This window comes from Ruegeria sp. HKCCD6647-2 (assembly GCF_057221075.1).
In genome coordinates, this window is the sequence record NZ_JBWVBD010000002.1 from 102,065 (window position 1) to 116,325 (window position 14,261).

The 14,261-nt window shown below is 58.4% G+C and carries 12 protein-coding genes and 1 tRNA gene; 4 read left to right on the forward strand and 9 right to left on the reverse strand.

Features of this window, described 5'->3' with window-relative positions; translation table 11 throughout:
• The gene (locus AC2TDJ_RS06570) at nt 1-156 is read right to left on the reverse strand and encodes a hypothetical protein (protein ID WP_480840451.1); all 156 of its coding nucleotides are present in this window, start codon (nt 154-156) and stop codon (nt 1-3) included.
• 83 nt (nt 157-239) lie between these two features.
• Between AC2TDJ_RS06570 and AC2TDJ_RS06575 the strand changes: the two genes are divergently transcribed.
• Nucleotides 240-314, forward strand: a tRNA-Thr gene (locus AC2TDJ_RS06575).
• Nucleotides 315-580: 266 nt separating this feature from the next.
• On the forward strand, nt 581-1,291 hold the full coding sequence (locus AC2TDJ_RS06580; protein WP_480840453.1) for a hypothetical protein: 711 nt from the start codon (nt 581-583) through the stop codon (nt 1,289-1,291).
• Nucleotides 1,292-1,950: 659 nt separating this feature from the next.
• On the opposite strand, the gene AC2TDJ_RS06585 is transcribed toward AC2TDJ_RS06580, so the two are convergent.
• The 5 genes from AC2TDJ_RS06585 to AC2TDJ_RS06605 all read right to left on the reverse strand — a co-directional run bounded on the left by AC2TDJ_RS06585 (nt 1,951) and on the right by AC2TDJ_RS06605 (nt 9,127).
• The gene (locus AC2TDJ_RS06585; protein WP_480840455.1) at nt 1,951-2,196 is read right to left on the reverse strand and encodes a MoaD/ThiS family protein; all 246 of its coding nucleotides are present in this window, start codon (nt 2,194-2,196) and stop codon (nt 1,951-1,953) included.
• Nucleotides 2,189-4,444, reverse strand: a complete 2,256-nt coding sequence (locus tag AC2TDJ_RS06590) for a xanthine dehydrogenase family protein molybdopterin-binding subunit (RefSeq protein WP_480840457.1) — start codon at nt 4,442-4,444, stop codon at nt 2,189-2,191. Before AC2TDJ_RS06590 ends, AC2TDJ_RS06585 begins: the two co-directional genes overlap by 8 nt.
• Nucleotides 4,444-4,923, reverse strand: coding sequence for a (2Fe-2S)-binding protein (locus tag AC2TDJ_RS06595; RefSeq protein WP_480840459.1), 480 nt, complete (start codon nt 4,921-4,923; stop codon nt 4,444-4,446). Before AC2TDJ_RS06595 ends, AC2TDJ_RS06590 begins: the two co-directional genes overlap by 1 nt.
• Nucleotides 4,920-5,786 carry an FAD binding domain-containing protein gene (locus AC2TDJ_RS06600; protein ID WP_480840461.1) on the reverse strand — a complete coding sequence of 289 codons (867 nt, stop codon included), beginning with the start codon at nt 5,784-5,786 and terminating at the stop codon, nt 4,920-4,922. Before AC2TDJ_RS06600 ends, AC2TDJ_RS06595 begins: the two co-directional genes overlap by 4 nt.
• A gap of 128 nt (nt 5,787-5,914) precedes the next feature.
• The gene (locus tag AC2TDJ_RS06605; RefSeq protein WP_480840463.1) at nt 5,915-9,127 is read right to left on the reverse strand and encodes a 2Fe-2S iron-sulfur cluster-binding protein; all 3,213 of its coding nucleotides are present in this window, start codon (nt 9,125-9,127) and stop codon (nt 5,915-5,917) included.
• Between the two features lie 75 nt (nt 9,128-9,202).
• Here AC2TDJ_RS06605 and AC2TDJ_RS06610 point away from each other — a divergent pair, with 75 nt between their 5' ends.
• Nucleotides 9,203-10,105: a LysR family transcriptional regulator gene (locus tag AC2TDJ_RS06610; RefSeq protein WP_480840465.1), complete on the forward strand. Its 903-nt coding sequence runs from the start codon at nt 9,203-9,205 to the stop codon at nt 10,103-10,105.
• Here the strand turns inward: AC2TDJ_RS06610 and AC2TDJ_RS06615 are convergent.
• A complete protein-coding gene (locus tag AC2TDJ_RS06615; protein ID WP_480840467.1) occupies nt 10,096-10,947 on the reverse strand; it encodes a LysR substrate-binding domain-containing protein in 852 nt (283 codons plus the stop codon). The genes AC2TDJ_RS06610 and AC2TDJ_RS06615 overlap by 10 nt on opposite strands.
• Before the next feature lie 105 nt (nt 10,948-11,052).
• Between AC2TDJ_RS06615 and AC2TDJ_RS06620 the strand changes: the two genes are divergently transcribed.
• A complete protein-coding gene (locus AC2TDJ_RS06620; RefSeq protein WP_480840469.1) occupies nt 11,053-11,754 on the forward strand; it encodes an SDR family oxidoreductase in 702 nt (233 codons plus the stop codon).
• Nucleotides 11,755-11,766: 12 nt separating this feature from the next.
• Here the strand turns inward: AC2TDJ_RS06620 and AC2TDJ_RS06625 are convergent, their stop codons facing one another.
• Both AC2TDJ_RS06625 and AC2TDJ_RS06630 read right to left on the reverse strand, forming a co-directional pair.
• Nucleotides 11,767-13,050, reverse strand: a complete 1,284-nt coding sequence (locus AC2TDJ_RS06625; RefSeq protein WP_480841419.1) for an NAD(P)/FAD-dependent oxidoreductase — start codon at nt 13,048-13,050, stop codon at nt 11,767-11,769.
• Nucleotides 13,051-13,316: 266 nt separating this feature from the next.
• Nucleotides 13,317-14,126: a nuclear transport factor 2 family protein gene (locus AC2TDJ_RS06630; RefSeq protein WP_480840471.1), complete on the reverse strand. Its 810-nt coding sequence runs from the start codon at nt 14,124-14,126 to the stop codon at nt 13,317-13,319.
• Nucleotides 14,127-14,261: the final 135 nt, after the last annotated feature.

Consider the following 14,261-nt stretch of genomic DNA (forward strand, 5'->3'; position numbering starts at 1 on the left):
TTAATCCTCGTTTTTGCCGGTTTTATCCCCGGATGCCGCCCGCGCCTTGGCCTGCGCCTTACGCCGCGCCATATTGGCCTTCAGCGCGGCCTTGAGTCTTTCATCGCGCGCGGTCCCGGTTTTGCCGTGTTTTTTTGGTGAATTTCTGTCTGCCATTGTCTTTCTCTACAGGAGACGCAAAAAACCGTCCAGACACCCTTGCGCCGCGTTTCGTTTGAGTCTAATCACCCGCCCACAGCGCTGCTGTAGCTCAGAGGTAGAGCACTCCCTTGGTAAGGGAGAGGTCGAGAGTTCAATTCTCTCCAGCAGCACCATGATTTCCTGACAAATCAACGACTCTCGAATGCGATTTGATAGAATGGCTATTCGGATGCGGCAGGTCGACGCTTGGCTTTGGCGGCGAAACCGTGAATTCATTTTTTAGCCCTTACGCTTCTAAATTATTCCGTTCGTTGCTTATTCTGCCGCTATGCGATTCCGAAACGCGCACAAACCCCATAAGCTCGAAACCCAGGCGTTGCTAAATGAGACCTCAAACGCTAGTCTAAACTTAATTGATTGATAACTTTTGGGGGCCGTGATGAGACTTTTCCTTGCTGCCGTTATCACTTGCGTAGCGGGTGCTTCGAACGCGCTGACTATAACGTTTGACCACGAAACGACAGAACCCGGTGGCACCCCATTCAGCCACGTGGGTTTTAGTCAAGGTTTTCGGTATGATTTCAGTGATGTCCACCTGACCGGAAATCATGTTGCGCTTCATGACGATAGCGGAATCACCTCTTCGATGATTCGAGCGATCGATGGTGCCCTATTCACCCCGATCTCTATCGACACAAATGGGTTCAGTCGGATCTTTATGACAGGTAGCGAAGAGGCTGCCGGCGATATTACTTACGACTGGGCAACTGCAGGAACAGCACCGGCCGTAACGCTGGTCTTTCAAGGGGTGAGAGACAGCCAGGTTGTTGCAACGCAATCAATATCGACCGTTGCGCATAATCCACTGTCTTGGGCAGCCATGACATTTGGCACTGCGTTCCAGGCCATAGACGAACTTATACTAAGTCTCAGGTTCCAGTCCGACCCTGAGTATTTCGCCGGTCTTCCAGACGGCGAATTTGATCCTGATACGGCTTGGTGTGATCAGTGGTGTGGCGAGTATCGTGTGGATAACCTCGTGGTGTCCCAAGAAGTGGCACCTGTACCGTTGCCAGCCAGCGGGTTGCTCCTCATTGGAGGTATTTTAGGGTTGATGGGGTTCAGAAGCTTTCGGCGGCAGGCCCAATAGCCATTGATACTACTGAAAGAGCCGTTTGAGGTTAATAGCATCGTCTGAATCCGCAATTGCCGGATGAGTTGGTACGACCCAACTCAGTGGAATGGGCGTTGAGGTAATGATTTGGCCACAAGTCAATCTCGCTGGGGCGTGATCAGTGTTTATTGGTCTTCCGAAGTGTCGGTTCCATCTTGTCAGGTGGAAACGTCGACCAAATGGGGGGAGCGCAATGGCAAGGGTAAAGACAATACTCCAGTCCGCTGTGGTAGTTCTGGTTGTCGGCGGACCTCTTACCGCTGTCGGGCAGACCCATCCGGTTGGAACGGCTGATGGTTTCAAGAGAATTCCGGCGATCACCGCCGGGCGGGGCGCAAGCCTGCATATCCCGACCAAACTCAACCGACATTTCGGAACTGTTCAGCGCTCACTGCCTTACCGGGCCCATAGGCATACACCGCGCCTAAAACGGACAAGCGACCATGGCCGGTCTTATCGGCGAGATTACAAGTACAAGGTGTACATATACGCGCGACCTCGTTCTTCCATCAAATACGGATATTACCTGCGCTTAGGACCAAAATACCGCGTTCACAAACCCACCCGACATTTCGGCGGCCACAATGGGTTTCACATCAGGCATAATGGATTGCGCAGGCCGAACTGATCAGCGATCAGCCGCCGCGAAGCCTTTGCATCAGATAAATTTCCGCGCCTTCCGGTATTGGCTCAGCCAGTCCTGTGGCAATAATTCGTCCGTCGATCGCAATCGACACGCCGGCGTCAATTGGCCCCTGCAATTGCGGATGGGCGCGTATCAGCTCACGTAGCAACTCGCCGGTTGTGGTCGCCTCAACTTCGACGACCTGCCGGCCCCCGGTCAAAGACCGGAGGCCGGACCAAAGGTGGACCTCAACCATTGTCCTTTAGCGCCGCAAGGATGCGCGGCGGCGACATCGGCAATTCCCGCATCCGTACGCCGGCCGCATGAGAGACTGCGTTGGCGATGGCCGCCAAAGGCGGCACGATACCGGTTTCGCCGACACCACGCACACCGAACGGGTGACCGGGGTTCGGTACCTCGACAATCACGGTGTCGATCATCGGCAGGTCCGAGGCCACAGGAATGCGGTAATCGAGGAAGATCGAATTCTGCAGGCGACCGTCGTCGCCATAGATGTATTCTTCGTTCAACGCCCAGCCGATACCCTGCGCGGCACCGCCCTGATACTGGCCTTCCACATAAGTCGGGTGGATCGCCTTGCCGGCGTCCTGAATGACCGTGTAGCGGACGACGCTGGTTTTCCCGGTTTCCGGATCGACCTCGGCATCCACGATGTGCGTGCCAAAGGACACACCCGCGCCTTCGGGCGTCGCTTCAAAATGGCCCGAAATCGGGCCGCCGGTCGCACCCATGTCGGCGGTAATCTCGGCCAGCGGCATCGGATCGAAATCGCCTGCGTTCGGGCCGGAGGGCACGGCGCAACCGTCTTCCCATTTGACCGCATCGACCGGGATGCCCCATTTGGCCGCCGCCCGTTCACACAGTTTTTCAACCGCATGGCGGGCTGCCTTGATGGTGGCGAGCCCGCTGGCATAGGTCACCCGACTGCCATGGGACACGTCGTTATACCCCAACGAGGCTGTGTCGGCGACGGTCACACGGATATTCTCGTAGGGGATGCCCAGAACCTCGGCAGCCATAAGCGCCATCGACGCGCGCGAGCCACCGATATCGGGAGTGCCCACCATGACCTGAGCCGAGCCATCCTCGGACAAGGCCAGCGAGACACTGGTCTCGCCCCCGTGATTGAACCAGAAGCCGCAGGAAATCCCACGACCCTGCCCCGGTTTTAAAGGCGCCGAATAGTGTGGATGCGCCTTCGCCGCCTCCAGCGTCTCCACCAGACCAATGCGTTCGTAGGTTGGACCATAGCTTGCCTTGGTGCCTTCGTGCGCCGCGTTTTTTAGGCGAACATCGATCGGATCGAGGCCGAGCTTCTTGCACAGCTCGTCCAGCAGGGATTCAACCGCGAATGCGCCCATCGGCGCACCCGGTGCACGGTAGGCCGCCTGCTTCGGACGGTTGGCCATGACGTCATAACCCACCTGCCGTACATTCGTCAGGTTGTAGGGCGCAAAGGCACACATGGCGGTCATGTCGCCCGGCGCACCGGGGAACGCCCCGCCTTGCAGGCGGAAGATACCTTCGGCGGCGGTGATCGTGCCGTCTTTTTTCATCCCGATCTTTATGTCCATCGACGCCGACGCGGTCGGCCCGGTGGCCCGGAATACTTCAGACCGGCTCATGACCAGCTTGACCGGGCGATTGGCCTTGCGGCTCAATGCCAGCGCAACCGGTTCAATGAACACTGTGGTCTTGCCACCGAACCCGCCGCCGATCTCTGACGCAGTGACCCGCAGGTTTGAAGTTTCGATCCCCAGAACCGCAGCACAGGTTTTCTGGACGATCCAGTGCCCTTGCGTGCAGCACCACAGCTCGCCCTTGCCGTCATTGCCCAGCATCGCCAGACATGCATGAGGTTCGATATATCCCTGATGGGTCGCCTCGGTGACAAAGCTGTCTTCGATGACCAGATCGGCCTCGGCAAAACCGGCCTCGACATCGCCATGGCCGCTTTCGTGATACCGCACGACGTTCGGGTGCATACCTTCGGGAACCGAGTAATCTGCCGCACCTTCGCGGATGACCGGCGCGTCCGGCGCCATCGCCTTGTCCACATCGGTGACATGCGGCAGGACTTCGTATTCGACCTCGATCAGCTTCAAGGCATCGCGCGCCGCCAGTGCCGAAGTTGCGGCTACAGCGGCCACAGCGTGCCCGTCATACAGTGCCTTTTCACCCGCCATGACGTTTTCAAGCACGTTCCAGAATTCACCTTCCAGGCCCGGTTTGAACGGGACATCGGCAAAATCGGCACGGGTGACAACGGCCTTAACGTCCTTGAGCGCCTCGGCCTTCGAAGTGTCGATCTTTACGATCCGCGCATGCGCGTGGGGCGAGCGCAGGATTGCGCCATGCAGCATACCCGGAGCGGAAACATCCGCCCCAAACTTGGCGCGACCTGTTACCTTGTCCAGCCCGTCCGGCCGATCGGGGCGCGTGCCGACAAAATTGAATACGGATTTACGATCGTCGAGTGCCATTACGAAGCCTCCCGCAGTTCAGCAGCCGTATCCATCACGGCGCGAATGATCTTGTCATAACCGGTGCACCGACACAGGTTGCCCGCCAGCCAATAGCGCGCCTCTTCCTCGGTCGGATCAGGGTTTTTCTCCAACAGGGATTTGGCGGCCACAAGAATGCCCGGCGTGCAGACACCGCATTGCAAGGCAGCATACTCAATGAATTTCTTTTGGAGCGGATGCAGAACGTCACCTTCAGCGATGCCTTCGACAGTTTCGATCTGCTTGCCGTCGGCCTCAATCCCCAGCATCAGACAGGAACAGACCAATCGGCCATCCACCGTGACCGAACAGGCACCGCAATCTCCGGTGCCGCAGCCTTCCTTGGCGCCGGTCAGGTTCAGTTTGTCGCGCAGGCAATCCAGCAGGGTTTCTCGCGGGTCGCACAGGTATTCGACCGTGTCGCCGTTGACAGTGGTGGATACGTGGAACTTGCTCATGCTTGCTCTCCCTTCGCGCGGGCATAGGCGATTTTGGCGACCCGCTTGGCCAGAACGCCCGAAACTTCGGTTCGGAATGCGATTGTGCCCCGTTTGTCGTCGATCGGGTTGCACGCCGCCGACGCAGCGGCCGCCAACGCATCCAGCGCGGCATCGTCCAGCGTTGTACCAATGATGGCGCGGGCAGCGTCCTCGACCAACAGGACGGTTGGCGCGACAGCACCCAGAGATACGCGGGCCTCGGTGATCGTGTCACCGTCAAGACGCAGGTTCACGGCAACGCCGACCACGGCGATGTCCATTTCCGTGCGGGGGATGAAGCGCTGATAAGCGTCGCCACCGTTTTCACCGCGCGCCGGGATGTTCACCGCAGAGATCACTTCGCCCTTGGCCAGTGATGTCTTGCCGGGGCCGGTCGGAATTTCCTCGACCGCAACTTCACGCGCGCCATTCGGCCCCGTGACAGTCACGGTCACGCCTGCGGCCACCATGGCAGGTACGGAATCAGCCGCAGGTGATCCGTTGCACAGGTTGCCGGTCAGTGTCGCGCGCCCCTGAACCTGAGTCGATCCGATCAGGTCCATCGCCTCAACCACACCGGGCCAGTCGCGTCCAAGTTCGGGATGTTCGCTCATTTCCGCGCCGGTCGCGGCAACGCCCAGCGTCCAGCTGCCATCTGCATTGCGTGTGATGTCGCGTACACCGTTGATTTTCTTGATGTCGATCAGCGTATCGGGTGTGACCAGATCCGAGCGCAACTGCACCAGAACGTCGGTACCGCCGGCCAGAAACCGGGTGATGCCCGTCGCGTTTGCAGCCAGAGCCGAGGCTTCGGCAAAACTGGCGGGGCTGTGATAGTCCATGTATTTACCTCGTACCTGTGGATCAGGATTCACTGGGATTCGCCGGGGACGTTAGTGCAGCAACCCCAGCGCGTCCATGGCCGGAACGACCAAAATTCACGATTCAGCAGGCTGTTTCCAAACTCTGATCAAAGGTCGAGCTCGACGACCCCACCCGGTTGGGCAGCCCGGCTCTGGCACAGGATGATCGCCGCTTCGCGTTGTTTGTTCGAAAGAACAAAGTCTCGATGCTCGATATCGCCCGAAATCACACCGCATTTGCAGACACCGCAAATCCCGTCAGAGCATTTCACATCTACGTGAATCCCAGCCTCGTTCAGCACCTGAGCTGCATCTTTGTCTTTGGGAACCGTCAACTCTCGCCCCGACTGCGCAAGACGCAGGGTGAAGGGGTGGTTCTCGTATTCCGGCTGCTCGGGGACCGAGAAATATTCAAGGTGGCGGGCGTCGTCCGGAAATCCCTGCCGTTCCGCCACCTGCATGACACCGTCCATGTATCGATCCGGACCGCAAGTGTAGACATGCCAGCCTTCCTGATACCCCGACAGAATGGCATCCAGGTCAGCACGCGTGCCATCGTCCGAAAAATGATAGAACACCCGATCTGCCCATGGCATCGAAGCCAGATCATCCAGATACCCGGCCCCAGAACGTGTGCTGGCCGAATAGTGAAGCTCGAATTCTCTGCCCAGCGCGTGTAGGCGATGGGCAAAAGCGATCATTGGCGTAATGCCGATGCCACCGCCCATCAGAAAAGTCCTGGTCGCCGTTTCATCCAACTCGAAATGGTTGATGGGTTTCGAAATGAAGACCTTGCGCCCCTCGTTGAAAATGCGGTGCAGCAACGCGGATCCTCCGCGCCCTTCGTCTTCGCGCAGTACACCGATCTGATAGGTGCCTGTGTCCCCCGGGTTGCCGGACATTGAATACTGGCGCAGAAACTCGGGTGCGACCAGAACGTCCAAATGGGCCCCGGCGGTCCATTCTGGCAATGGCGCGCCATCAAGGGCCGAGAATTCATACTTGGTCACGTCCGCAGTCATCTTGTCGACCTTGGTGAGCTCGACCCGCATCACCGGGGCGTCGCCCGCAACCTGATATCGATGGACAACGGATATATCCCCGGCAGCCTTGCGGGCCTTGTATTCATCTGCCGTGACCATCGCCTCATAGGCCGCAATTCCGGCCTCACGATCCATGGCAAAGGGATAGGGCCAGGGATGTGGTGCCAGATAGGCCGGATAGACGGCCAGTGTCTGATCTTCGTATTTCAGATCCAGGTCCTTTTGCAGGTCGCGCCGGTTCAGAGGGTGAACCGACGGGCGATAGGCTCCGTCGGCCTGCAACTCGATATCCCACCACCACTTCTTGGTGTCGTTCAATCGGCCATTTCCGACTGCATCGTCCAGCTTGGCCAGCGCGGGCGCCGCTTGGGGAATGTTCATCGCGGCCCAACGGAAAGGGCGTTCCTTGAAAATCCCCTCAAGGTTCCACGGACACGTCTTCATACACCGGCCACACATCGCTCCACCGGGTGTGGTCACACGATAGGTCGCACATTTCTGACTGTCCGATTTCCAGATTTCATAACCGTTGAACATCAGTTTCGGCCCAGCCGTGATTGCCCCCGACGGGCATTCGCGTGCACATTTGTTGCAGGCTTCGCAGAAAGTCTGCAAACTGAAATCAATCGGCTTGTCGTGGGTCAACGGCATGTCGGTGGTCACAACACCGGATTTCAAGCGTGGCCCCAGATATGGGTTCAGAATGACCTCGCCAATCCGGCTGACCTCGCCCAGCCCGGACAGCAGCAGCAGCGGAGGTTGCAGCACCTCGCCATCCATCACCGTATGCGCCTTGGCCTTGTAGCCGAGGTTGCGGATCTGCTGAGCGACAACACCGCCCAGCAGTGAAAACCGCAGATAGGCACGCATGGACTGCGCAACGCTGATCCAGTCATCGCCGCTTGCGCCTTCCATCGTCTCATAGCCCTGATCGATGATCATGCTGATGGCCTGATCATGGGGCGGCGTGATCTCCTCTCCGGTGGCATCGTGGGAATACCAGCTCCATTCGGGACATCGGCTGAGACCCACGGCGTCGACACCCAGAAAATAGGTTGCTGCCTTGACATTCGCCGCATTGCGTTCGGCGTCGGTGGGTTGGGCAACTTCGGCGCTTTCGCCATCCTGCAGCAGCACAAACGCCCCCAATGCGCGGCGCTGTGCGAAACTGGGTGCGGATTTGCGAACATAGTGCCCGCCTTTCGCCGCGTCTTGCAGCGACTTGCCCATATCCCCGAACTGCGCGCGGGCAAACATGTCGGCCCGTTTTGGCACGCGGGCGACATTTTCTTCGTCAATATACGTGGTGGGCGTATCGACCCGATTGAGCTTTTCGAACGGGTGCGCGCCTTCCATATACCGCCGATTGGCATATGGGTCGCGGTTCAAAGCGTTCTTGGCAAAACCCGTTCCCAACCACCAAGCCGGACCTTGCGTGCGGAACCACGGTTGCTGTGCCATGGGCAACAAGGGCTGATCGTGCGCAATGTCCATCTCGGTTGTGACGGCTGCCAGGCCAAAGCGCCTGCCAAGCCATGGAACAACAACGTCACCGTCTTCGACCGACGCCAGCCCGGCCGCAACGGCAAGCCTGCCAAGATCAACATCAGACGACATTGCCGTATGCGCCCGCGCATCGAAACCCAACAGGCGAATGTAATTGGCGATGACCACGGCGTTTTCCGTCGCCAACAGACAGGCACGATGATCCTGCGCGGCCAATATCCAATCAGACCCAGGCTCATGCGGGTCGGGGTCCCGATTGAATTCATACAGGAAAACAATGGCATGCCGGTGGTTGTCGATTGAACCAGGTTTTGCCTCCATGCTTTCCTTGAGATCAGCCATGATCACGTCGATCCCCGAGGCCAGTGTCTTGGTCTGTCGCGTTTTCAGCGCGTGGGCCAAACGGTCGATATCCGGATTACGGCGGGGCCGCTGCAACAACGCTTCGGGCGGCAGAGGGCCACAGCCCATCATCGAGGCGTCATTGAAATAACCGAAAGCCTTCAGATGATGGGCACGCTCGGTCGGGTCCGTCGGGATTTCCGCCGCAGCCGGATTCACGAACCCATCCCGGATCGCGTCCATCATCGCCTGAAACTCGCCCATTGCGTTAACAATGCTCTCCGGCTGGTCGGGTCGGTGGAAGCTTAGTTCGGGCATCGGTGTTGCCGCGGACAAGTCCGGCATGCCTTCCCGCCGCGCCAACCGCTCCAGCGGGTACGGGCCCATATGAACGGGTCTGTTCTTGTCCGAGAAAAATCGGATTCCCATCATGCGCCTCCTGTTCCACATCGTCCCCTATCGCCTCATGGACAGCAAATCCATTCATGAATAATCATAAAGGGTATGAGCAAAACTAATTTCACTGACTTGGACGGAAAAGTTCTGCGAGTCTTTCTGACCATCCTCGAGGAAAGCTCGGTTTCCAAGGCCGCCGACCGGTTGGGCGTTACGCAATCCGCGATAAGCCATAAGCTGGCCAAGTTGCGCCAGGTGTTGGGTGACCCGCTGTTTGTAAGGTCAGGACAGGGCCTGACGCCAACCGAACGCGCTTTGTCGTTGAAGGAACCAGTTCAATTGGTGCTGGACAATATGCGCGCTCTCACCGCCGAGCGCCCTTTTGACCCCCAGTCCGAGAATATCAAAATCGAGATCGCCACCAATGATATGCCGCGAGAGTTGATCTTTCCCCAACTATTACGCGCCGTTCGTACCGAAGGTGTACGTCTTCGATTGGGTTTCATACCCTCGGGTGTTCCGGATCCCGACCTGTTGCGCAGCGACCGGTGCCAGTTGATGCTGACGCCCCTGCCCCCGGACGGACCGGATATTTTTCAGAAACGCGTGCTGCAAAGCCCGCTGATGATCTATTTCGACGGCGACCACTGTCGACCACCGCACAATTGGCAGGACTATTGCGAAACAGAACATGTCGAGGTGCGTTTCGCGGATGGCCGCAGTTCCCGCGCGGTTATGCGCGGTGTGGATCAGAGTCAGATCCGGCCACCCACCGTCACGCTGCCTCATTTCAATGCGATTCCGTCTTTCGTGAAAGGCAGTGATCTGATCTCAACGGACACCGAGCTAATGAAATTCGGTCCACTGGCGGGGCTGGACTGCGCGCCCCTTCCCTTCGCGTGCGAACCAGTTTCGATCTATATGGTCTGGCATCAGCGATCCGCCAACGACCCGGCGCACCGTTGGCTCCGCACCCGGATCGAGGCAATCGCCACTAAACTTCAGGCCTGAGACAGCAACCAGTCCTTCATTTTCTCGACCAGCTCGGGTTGGCGTGGCTTCCGCGGCGCAACCACATAGAACCCCAGGTCTTCTATCAACACGTCTTCCAGTGGCTGGACAAGGCGGCCCGTTGCAATCTCGGTTGCCACGAGCGGAGCGTTTGCCAGAGCAATGCCCTGCCCCGACACCGCCGCATCTATCGCAAGACTGGTCTGGCTGAAATTCATCATTCTCGGCTTCCCGCTAACTGCGACACGCTCAAGAAACAATGGCCAAAGCCCGTGTGTGTCATTAAGCAAAACCTGTTTGATCAGGTCGAAAGGCTTGGTTACCTGACGGGCCAGATCAGGGCTACACACCGGAACGAATTCGGTCGAGAACAATGGAACGGCGGTCAGGTCAGGCCCAAATGGCGCACGCCCCTGCCGAACCGCTAGGTCCACGCCGTCGGTTTTGAATTCAGCAAGGCGTTCGCGCGCGTCGACCTGAACCGAGATATCTGGATGCCTGGCCGTGAAATCCGCCAATCGTGGCACCAGCCATTTCGACGCGAAGCTTGGCGTGACCGAAATTGTGATTTGCCGGTCTCCTGAAAGATCATCAACCGCCTCTTCGATCAACCTGAAAGCCCGCCTCAATGGCGCATGAAAACGCCGCCCGGCTTCCGTCAGGCGCAAACCGCGTGGCAGGCGCTCGAACAGCTTTTCGGCCAGCCGCGCCTCAAGCCCGCGCACCTGCTGGGCAACGGCGCCTTGTGTCACGCCCAACTCCTCGGCGGCCAGACGAAAGTTAAGGTGCCGGGCCGAAGCTTCGAAAGCCCGAAGTGCGTTCAAAGGGGGAAGAGCGGCCATTGGATTACCCAGTAGATTTTCTACAGCATACGGTCAGAAGAACTGATTGGTCAAACCGGTCATGGGCCCGCATTTTGAAAGAAACGGATTGTCAGGAGAAAACACATGACAAAAGTAGCTCTGATCACGGCCGGCGGCAGCGGCATGGGCGCGGATTCAGCCCGAAGGCTCGCGACCGACGGGTTCAAAGTCGGTATCCTGTCCTCCTCGGGCAAAGGCGAAGCCCTTGCGCGCGAATTGGGCGGCGTCGGCGTCACCGGATCAAACCAGTCCAATGACGATCTGCAAAAGCTTGTCGACGCAGCCATGGCCCATTGGGGGCGCGTCGATGTTCTGGTCAATTCAGCCGGGCACGGACCGCGGGCACCAGTCCTGGAGCTGACGGATGAAGACTGGCACACTGGTATGGATGTCTATTTCATGAACGCGGTGCGCCCGACACGGCTGGTGACGCCGATCATGCAGGCGCAGGGCGGTGGCTCGATCATCAATATCTCTACCTTTGCTGCGTTCGAACCTGATCCGGTATTCCCGACATCGGGCGTTTTTCGCGCGGGGTTGGCAGCATTTACCAAGCTGTTTTCGGACCAATACGCCGCCGACAATATCCGGATGAACAACGTTTTGCCGGGTTTCATCGACAGCCTGCCGGAAAAAGAAGAGTTTCGCGCCCGTATCCCTCTGGGGCGCTATGGCCGCAGCTACGAGGAAATTGCATCGGTTGTAGCCCTGCTCGCGTCGGAAGGCGGGGCATACATGACCGGACAGAACATCCGCGTGGATGGTGGGATCACACGTTCGGTCTGATCAGCAGCGGCGCTAAAACCGCGCCTTGATCAAATGGGTTACCGCCGCGCCTGCTTCGAAAAAGGCGCGGCGCAGACCCGTCCAGCTTTCTCGATACTGAGTGATAGGCCGCACCGGCAGGTAGGACGGGTCCCCATCCAATAGACTGTTCGCCATCAGGCGCCCGAACACGGTACCCGGCCCGATCCCCCGGCCCGAGAAACCATGTACCGAAAGCGCATTGGGTCCCATTTCGATAATCTTGGGAAGATGATCCGATGTCATCGCAATTCTGCCGTGCCAACCATCGGTCAGAGGCTGATCCGCCAGTTGCGGATAAAGCTCGGCCATCTTTCGACAGACCCATCGACTGTGCGCAAACCTGCCGATCTGACCCAGATCGCCCATGCCGCCGATGATGAACCGCCCATCCTGATCCAGTCGGAATGATGTCATGATCAACCCGGTATCCCAGCATCCCTCGCCACCCGGCAGAATGCTGGCGCGAAGGTTTTCCGACAGCGGATCCGTGGCGTATTGGAAATAGTAGACCGGTACATAAGCAGGCGTGGATTGGGAAAGCTCCTGATGATATGCATTTGTGGCCTGGATGACCGCCTTCGCCTGAACCCTGCCCCGAGGTGTGGTCAGCACCCAGGCACCACCCTGATGAATCAGCGACCGAACCGGGCTGTTCTGAAAAACCTGAGCTCCGGATTGCACGGCCGCACGCGCCAACCCCCTGGCAAAGGCCAGCGGCTGGATCGTTCCGGCGCGCGGGTCGAACAAGGCACCGTGAAAGCCCGCGCTGCCGGTTCTTTGGCCTGCCTCGTCTGCCGAAACCAGCGTGACCGGCGCACCTGAAGCGGTCAGTTGTTCATGCCGGGATTGCAATTCGCGCAGACCACCGGTGGAATGGGCACAATGCAGTGTACCGCATCGAACCGGTGCGCAATCAATACCGTGCGCTTCGATAAGACCAAAAACCTCTTTGGGTGCAGCGGCCAGTAATGCGATCAGGTGATCGCCCGTGTCCTGCCCCAAGTAAGATCGGATTCGGTCCGGCGGCATCCAAAGGCCGGCATTCACAAGCCCGACATTGCGCCCCGACCCACCATGTCCGATCTCCTTCGCTTCCAGCAAACAGACCGATGCCCCCGCCTGGGCAGCAGTCAGGGCGGCCGAACACCCGGTGTAACCACCGCCTATGACAGCGAGGTCGACGCTCAGGTCACCGGACAGTGCAACGGCGTCGACGTTTTCTACGCAAGTTTTTCGCCACAGCGATTGGTTGTGATCACCCAATTTGAACCTCATGGATTTGAGCGGATCTTCGGTGCGGACGGGCCCGGTTACAAGCGCCGATCGATCATCGCCATCCATTTCTTGAATTCGAGTAGAACAGTCAAATCAAAAACGCGATGCAGTCGTACCTGTCGCCGACTCCGAGGCCAAAGGCGTGTCGCAACGTTGGCTCACTACTCGGCGCAGACCCGTGTTCGGGTCGAGGGGCGATTTCCTGACTTTTTCGACTGTGGCCCCAGCCCAAACTAAAACCGCGGAGACCGCATTGCGCAAGCAAATCAGAATTTGCCGTTGTCGTTCTTCCATTCGTTGCGCGGGGCAATTGTCTCGACCGTGTCCCAATGCTCGGCAATCTTGCCGTTCGCCACGCGGAACAAATCATAAAATGCGCTGTGGTTGCCGTTGAACCTGCCTTCGCACACTGTCAGAACGAAATCTCCTTCGGCCAACACCCGATGAACGCGCCGATAATCGACAACCCGATCACCATTTAGCCTCGCTGACAGAGAGGATCGCAACTCTGACACCTCATCAGATAGCCGTGGGTTGTGTTCGACATATGCATCAGAGTCGATATCAGTTTCGAGCCGATCCAAGTCACCCGTAATAAGTACGGCTTCGACAAAGGCGTGCACGAAGGCCCGGTTTGCTTCTGTGAGATGCTCGTCACTGGCGCCCGTTACCCCGTCCACCATGCTGTGACCGGATCTGTTCGGCCCCTGCCGCTTTTGAATATTATCCCAATGTTCGACGGCCTGACCGTCTTCAAATCGGAAAACCTCAAACCCGATATTGCGACGGGAAAAATCATACTCCGTATGAGCAAATACGTAGTCTCCGTCCTCGAAGGCCCTGACGACATTCACGCGGGGCGAGATTTCTGACAGGCGCTTGAACAAGGCGGCGAGACCCTCACTGCCTTCATGGGTTTGAGGGTTGTGCTGAATGTAGCGGGCCTCGTTCACCACGGAAACTGGGCCGGGGTCACCGGTCTCAATGCTTTTGAGCAGGGCTCGGATTCGATTCTTGTTAGTGTCCACCATGACGGCGCTCTTCGGGTCGATTTCGATACCCGGCCAGAATGCCATTCAGATCAACGCGGAACAATGGCGCCAAGTTGGATTTGCTGCGCAGCCTTCGGCTTTGCGTCCTGCGGACAGCAGGTGGGCCGGGCAGGCGCGGGCTTCGCCCGCGCCTGCCCGGCCCAACGGGAGGAGACGTTC

Excerpts from the sequence above, each read along its gene's own strand:
- AC2TDJ_RS06585 (WP_480840455.1), bottom strand. The coding sequence starts at position 2,196 with ATGGTTGAGGTCCACCTTTGGTCCGGCCTCCGGTCTTTGACCGGGGGC.
- AC2TDJ_RS06615 (WP_480840467.1), bottom strand. The coding sequence starts at position 10,947 with ATGGCCGCTCTTCCCCCTTTGAACGCACTTCGGGCTTTCGAAGCTTCG.
- AC2TDJ_RS06570 (WP_480840451.1), bottom strand. The coding sequence starts at position 156 with ATGGCAGACAGAAATTCACCAAAAAAACACGGCAAAACCGGGACCGCG.
- AC2TDJ_RS06595 (WP_480840459.1), bottom strand. The coding sequence starts at position 4,923 with ATGAGCAAGTTCCACGTATCCACCACTGTCAACGGCGACACGGTCGAA.
- AC2TDJ_RS06620 (WP_480840469.1), top strand. The coding sequence starts at position 11,053 with ATGACAAAAGTAGCTCTGATCACGGCCGGCGGCAGCGGCATGGGCGCG.
- AC2TDJ_RS06590 (WP_480840457.1), bottom strand. The coding sequence starts at position 4,444 with ATGGCACTCGACGATCGTAAATCCGTATTCAATTTTGTCGGCACGCGC.
- AC2TDJ_RS06580 (WP_480840453.1), top strand. The coding sequence starts at position 581 with ATGAGACTTTTCCTTGCTGCCGTTATCACTTGCGTAGCGGGTGCTTCG.
- AC2TDJ_RS06600 (WP_480840461.1), bottom strand. The coding sequence starts at position 5,786 with ATGGACTATCACAGCCCCGCCAGTTTTGCCGAAGCCTCGGCTCTGGCT.
- AC2TDJ_RS06625 (WP_480841419.1), bottom strand. The coding sequence starts at position 13,050 with ATGAGGTTCAAATTGGGTGATCACAACCAATCGCTGTGGCGAAAAACT.
- AC2TDJ_RS06630 (WP_480840471.1), bottom strand. The coding sequence starts at position 14,126 with ATGGCATTCTGGCCGGGTATCGAAATCGACCCGAAGAGCGCCGTCATG.
- AC2TDJ_RS06605 (WP_480840463.1), bottom strand. The coding sequence starts at position 9,127 with ATGGGAATCCGATTTTTCTCGGACAAGAACAGACCCGTTCATATGGGC.
- AC2TDJ_RS06610 (WP_480840465.1), top strand. The coding sequence starts at position 9,203 with ATGAGCAAAACTAATTTCACTGACTTGGACGGAAAAGTTCTGCGAGTC.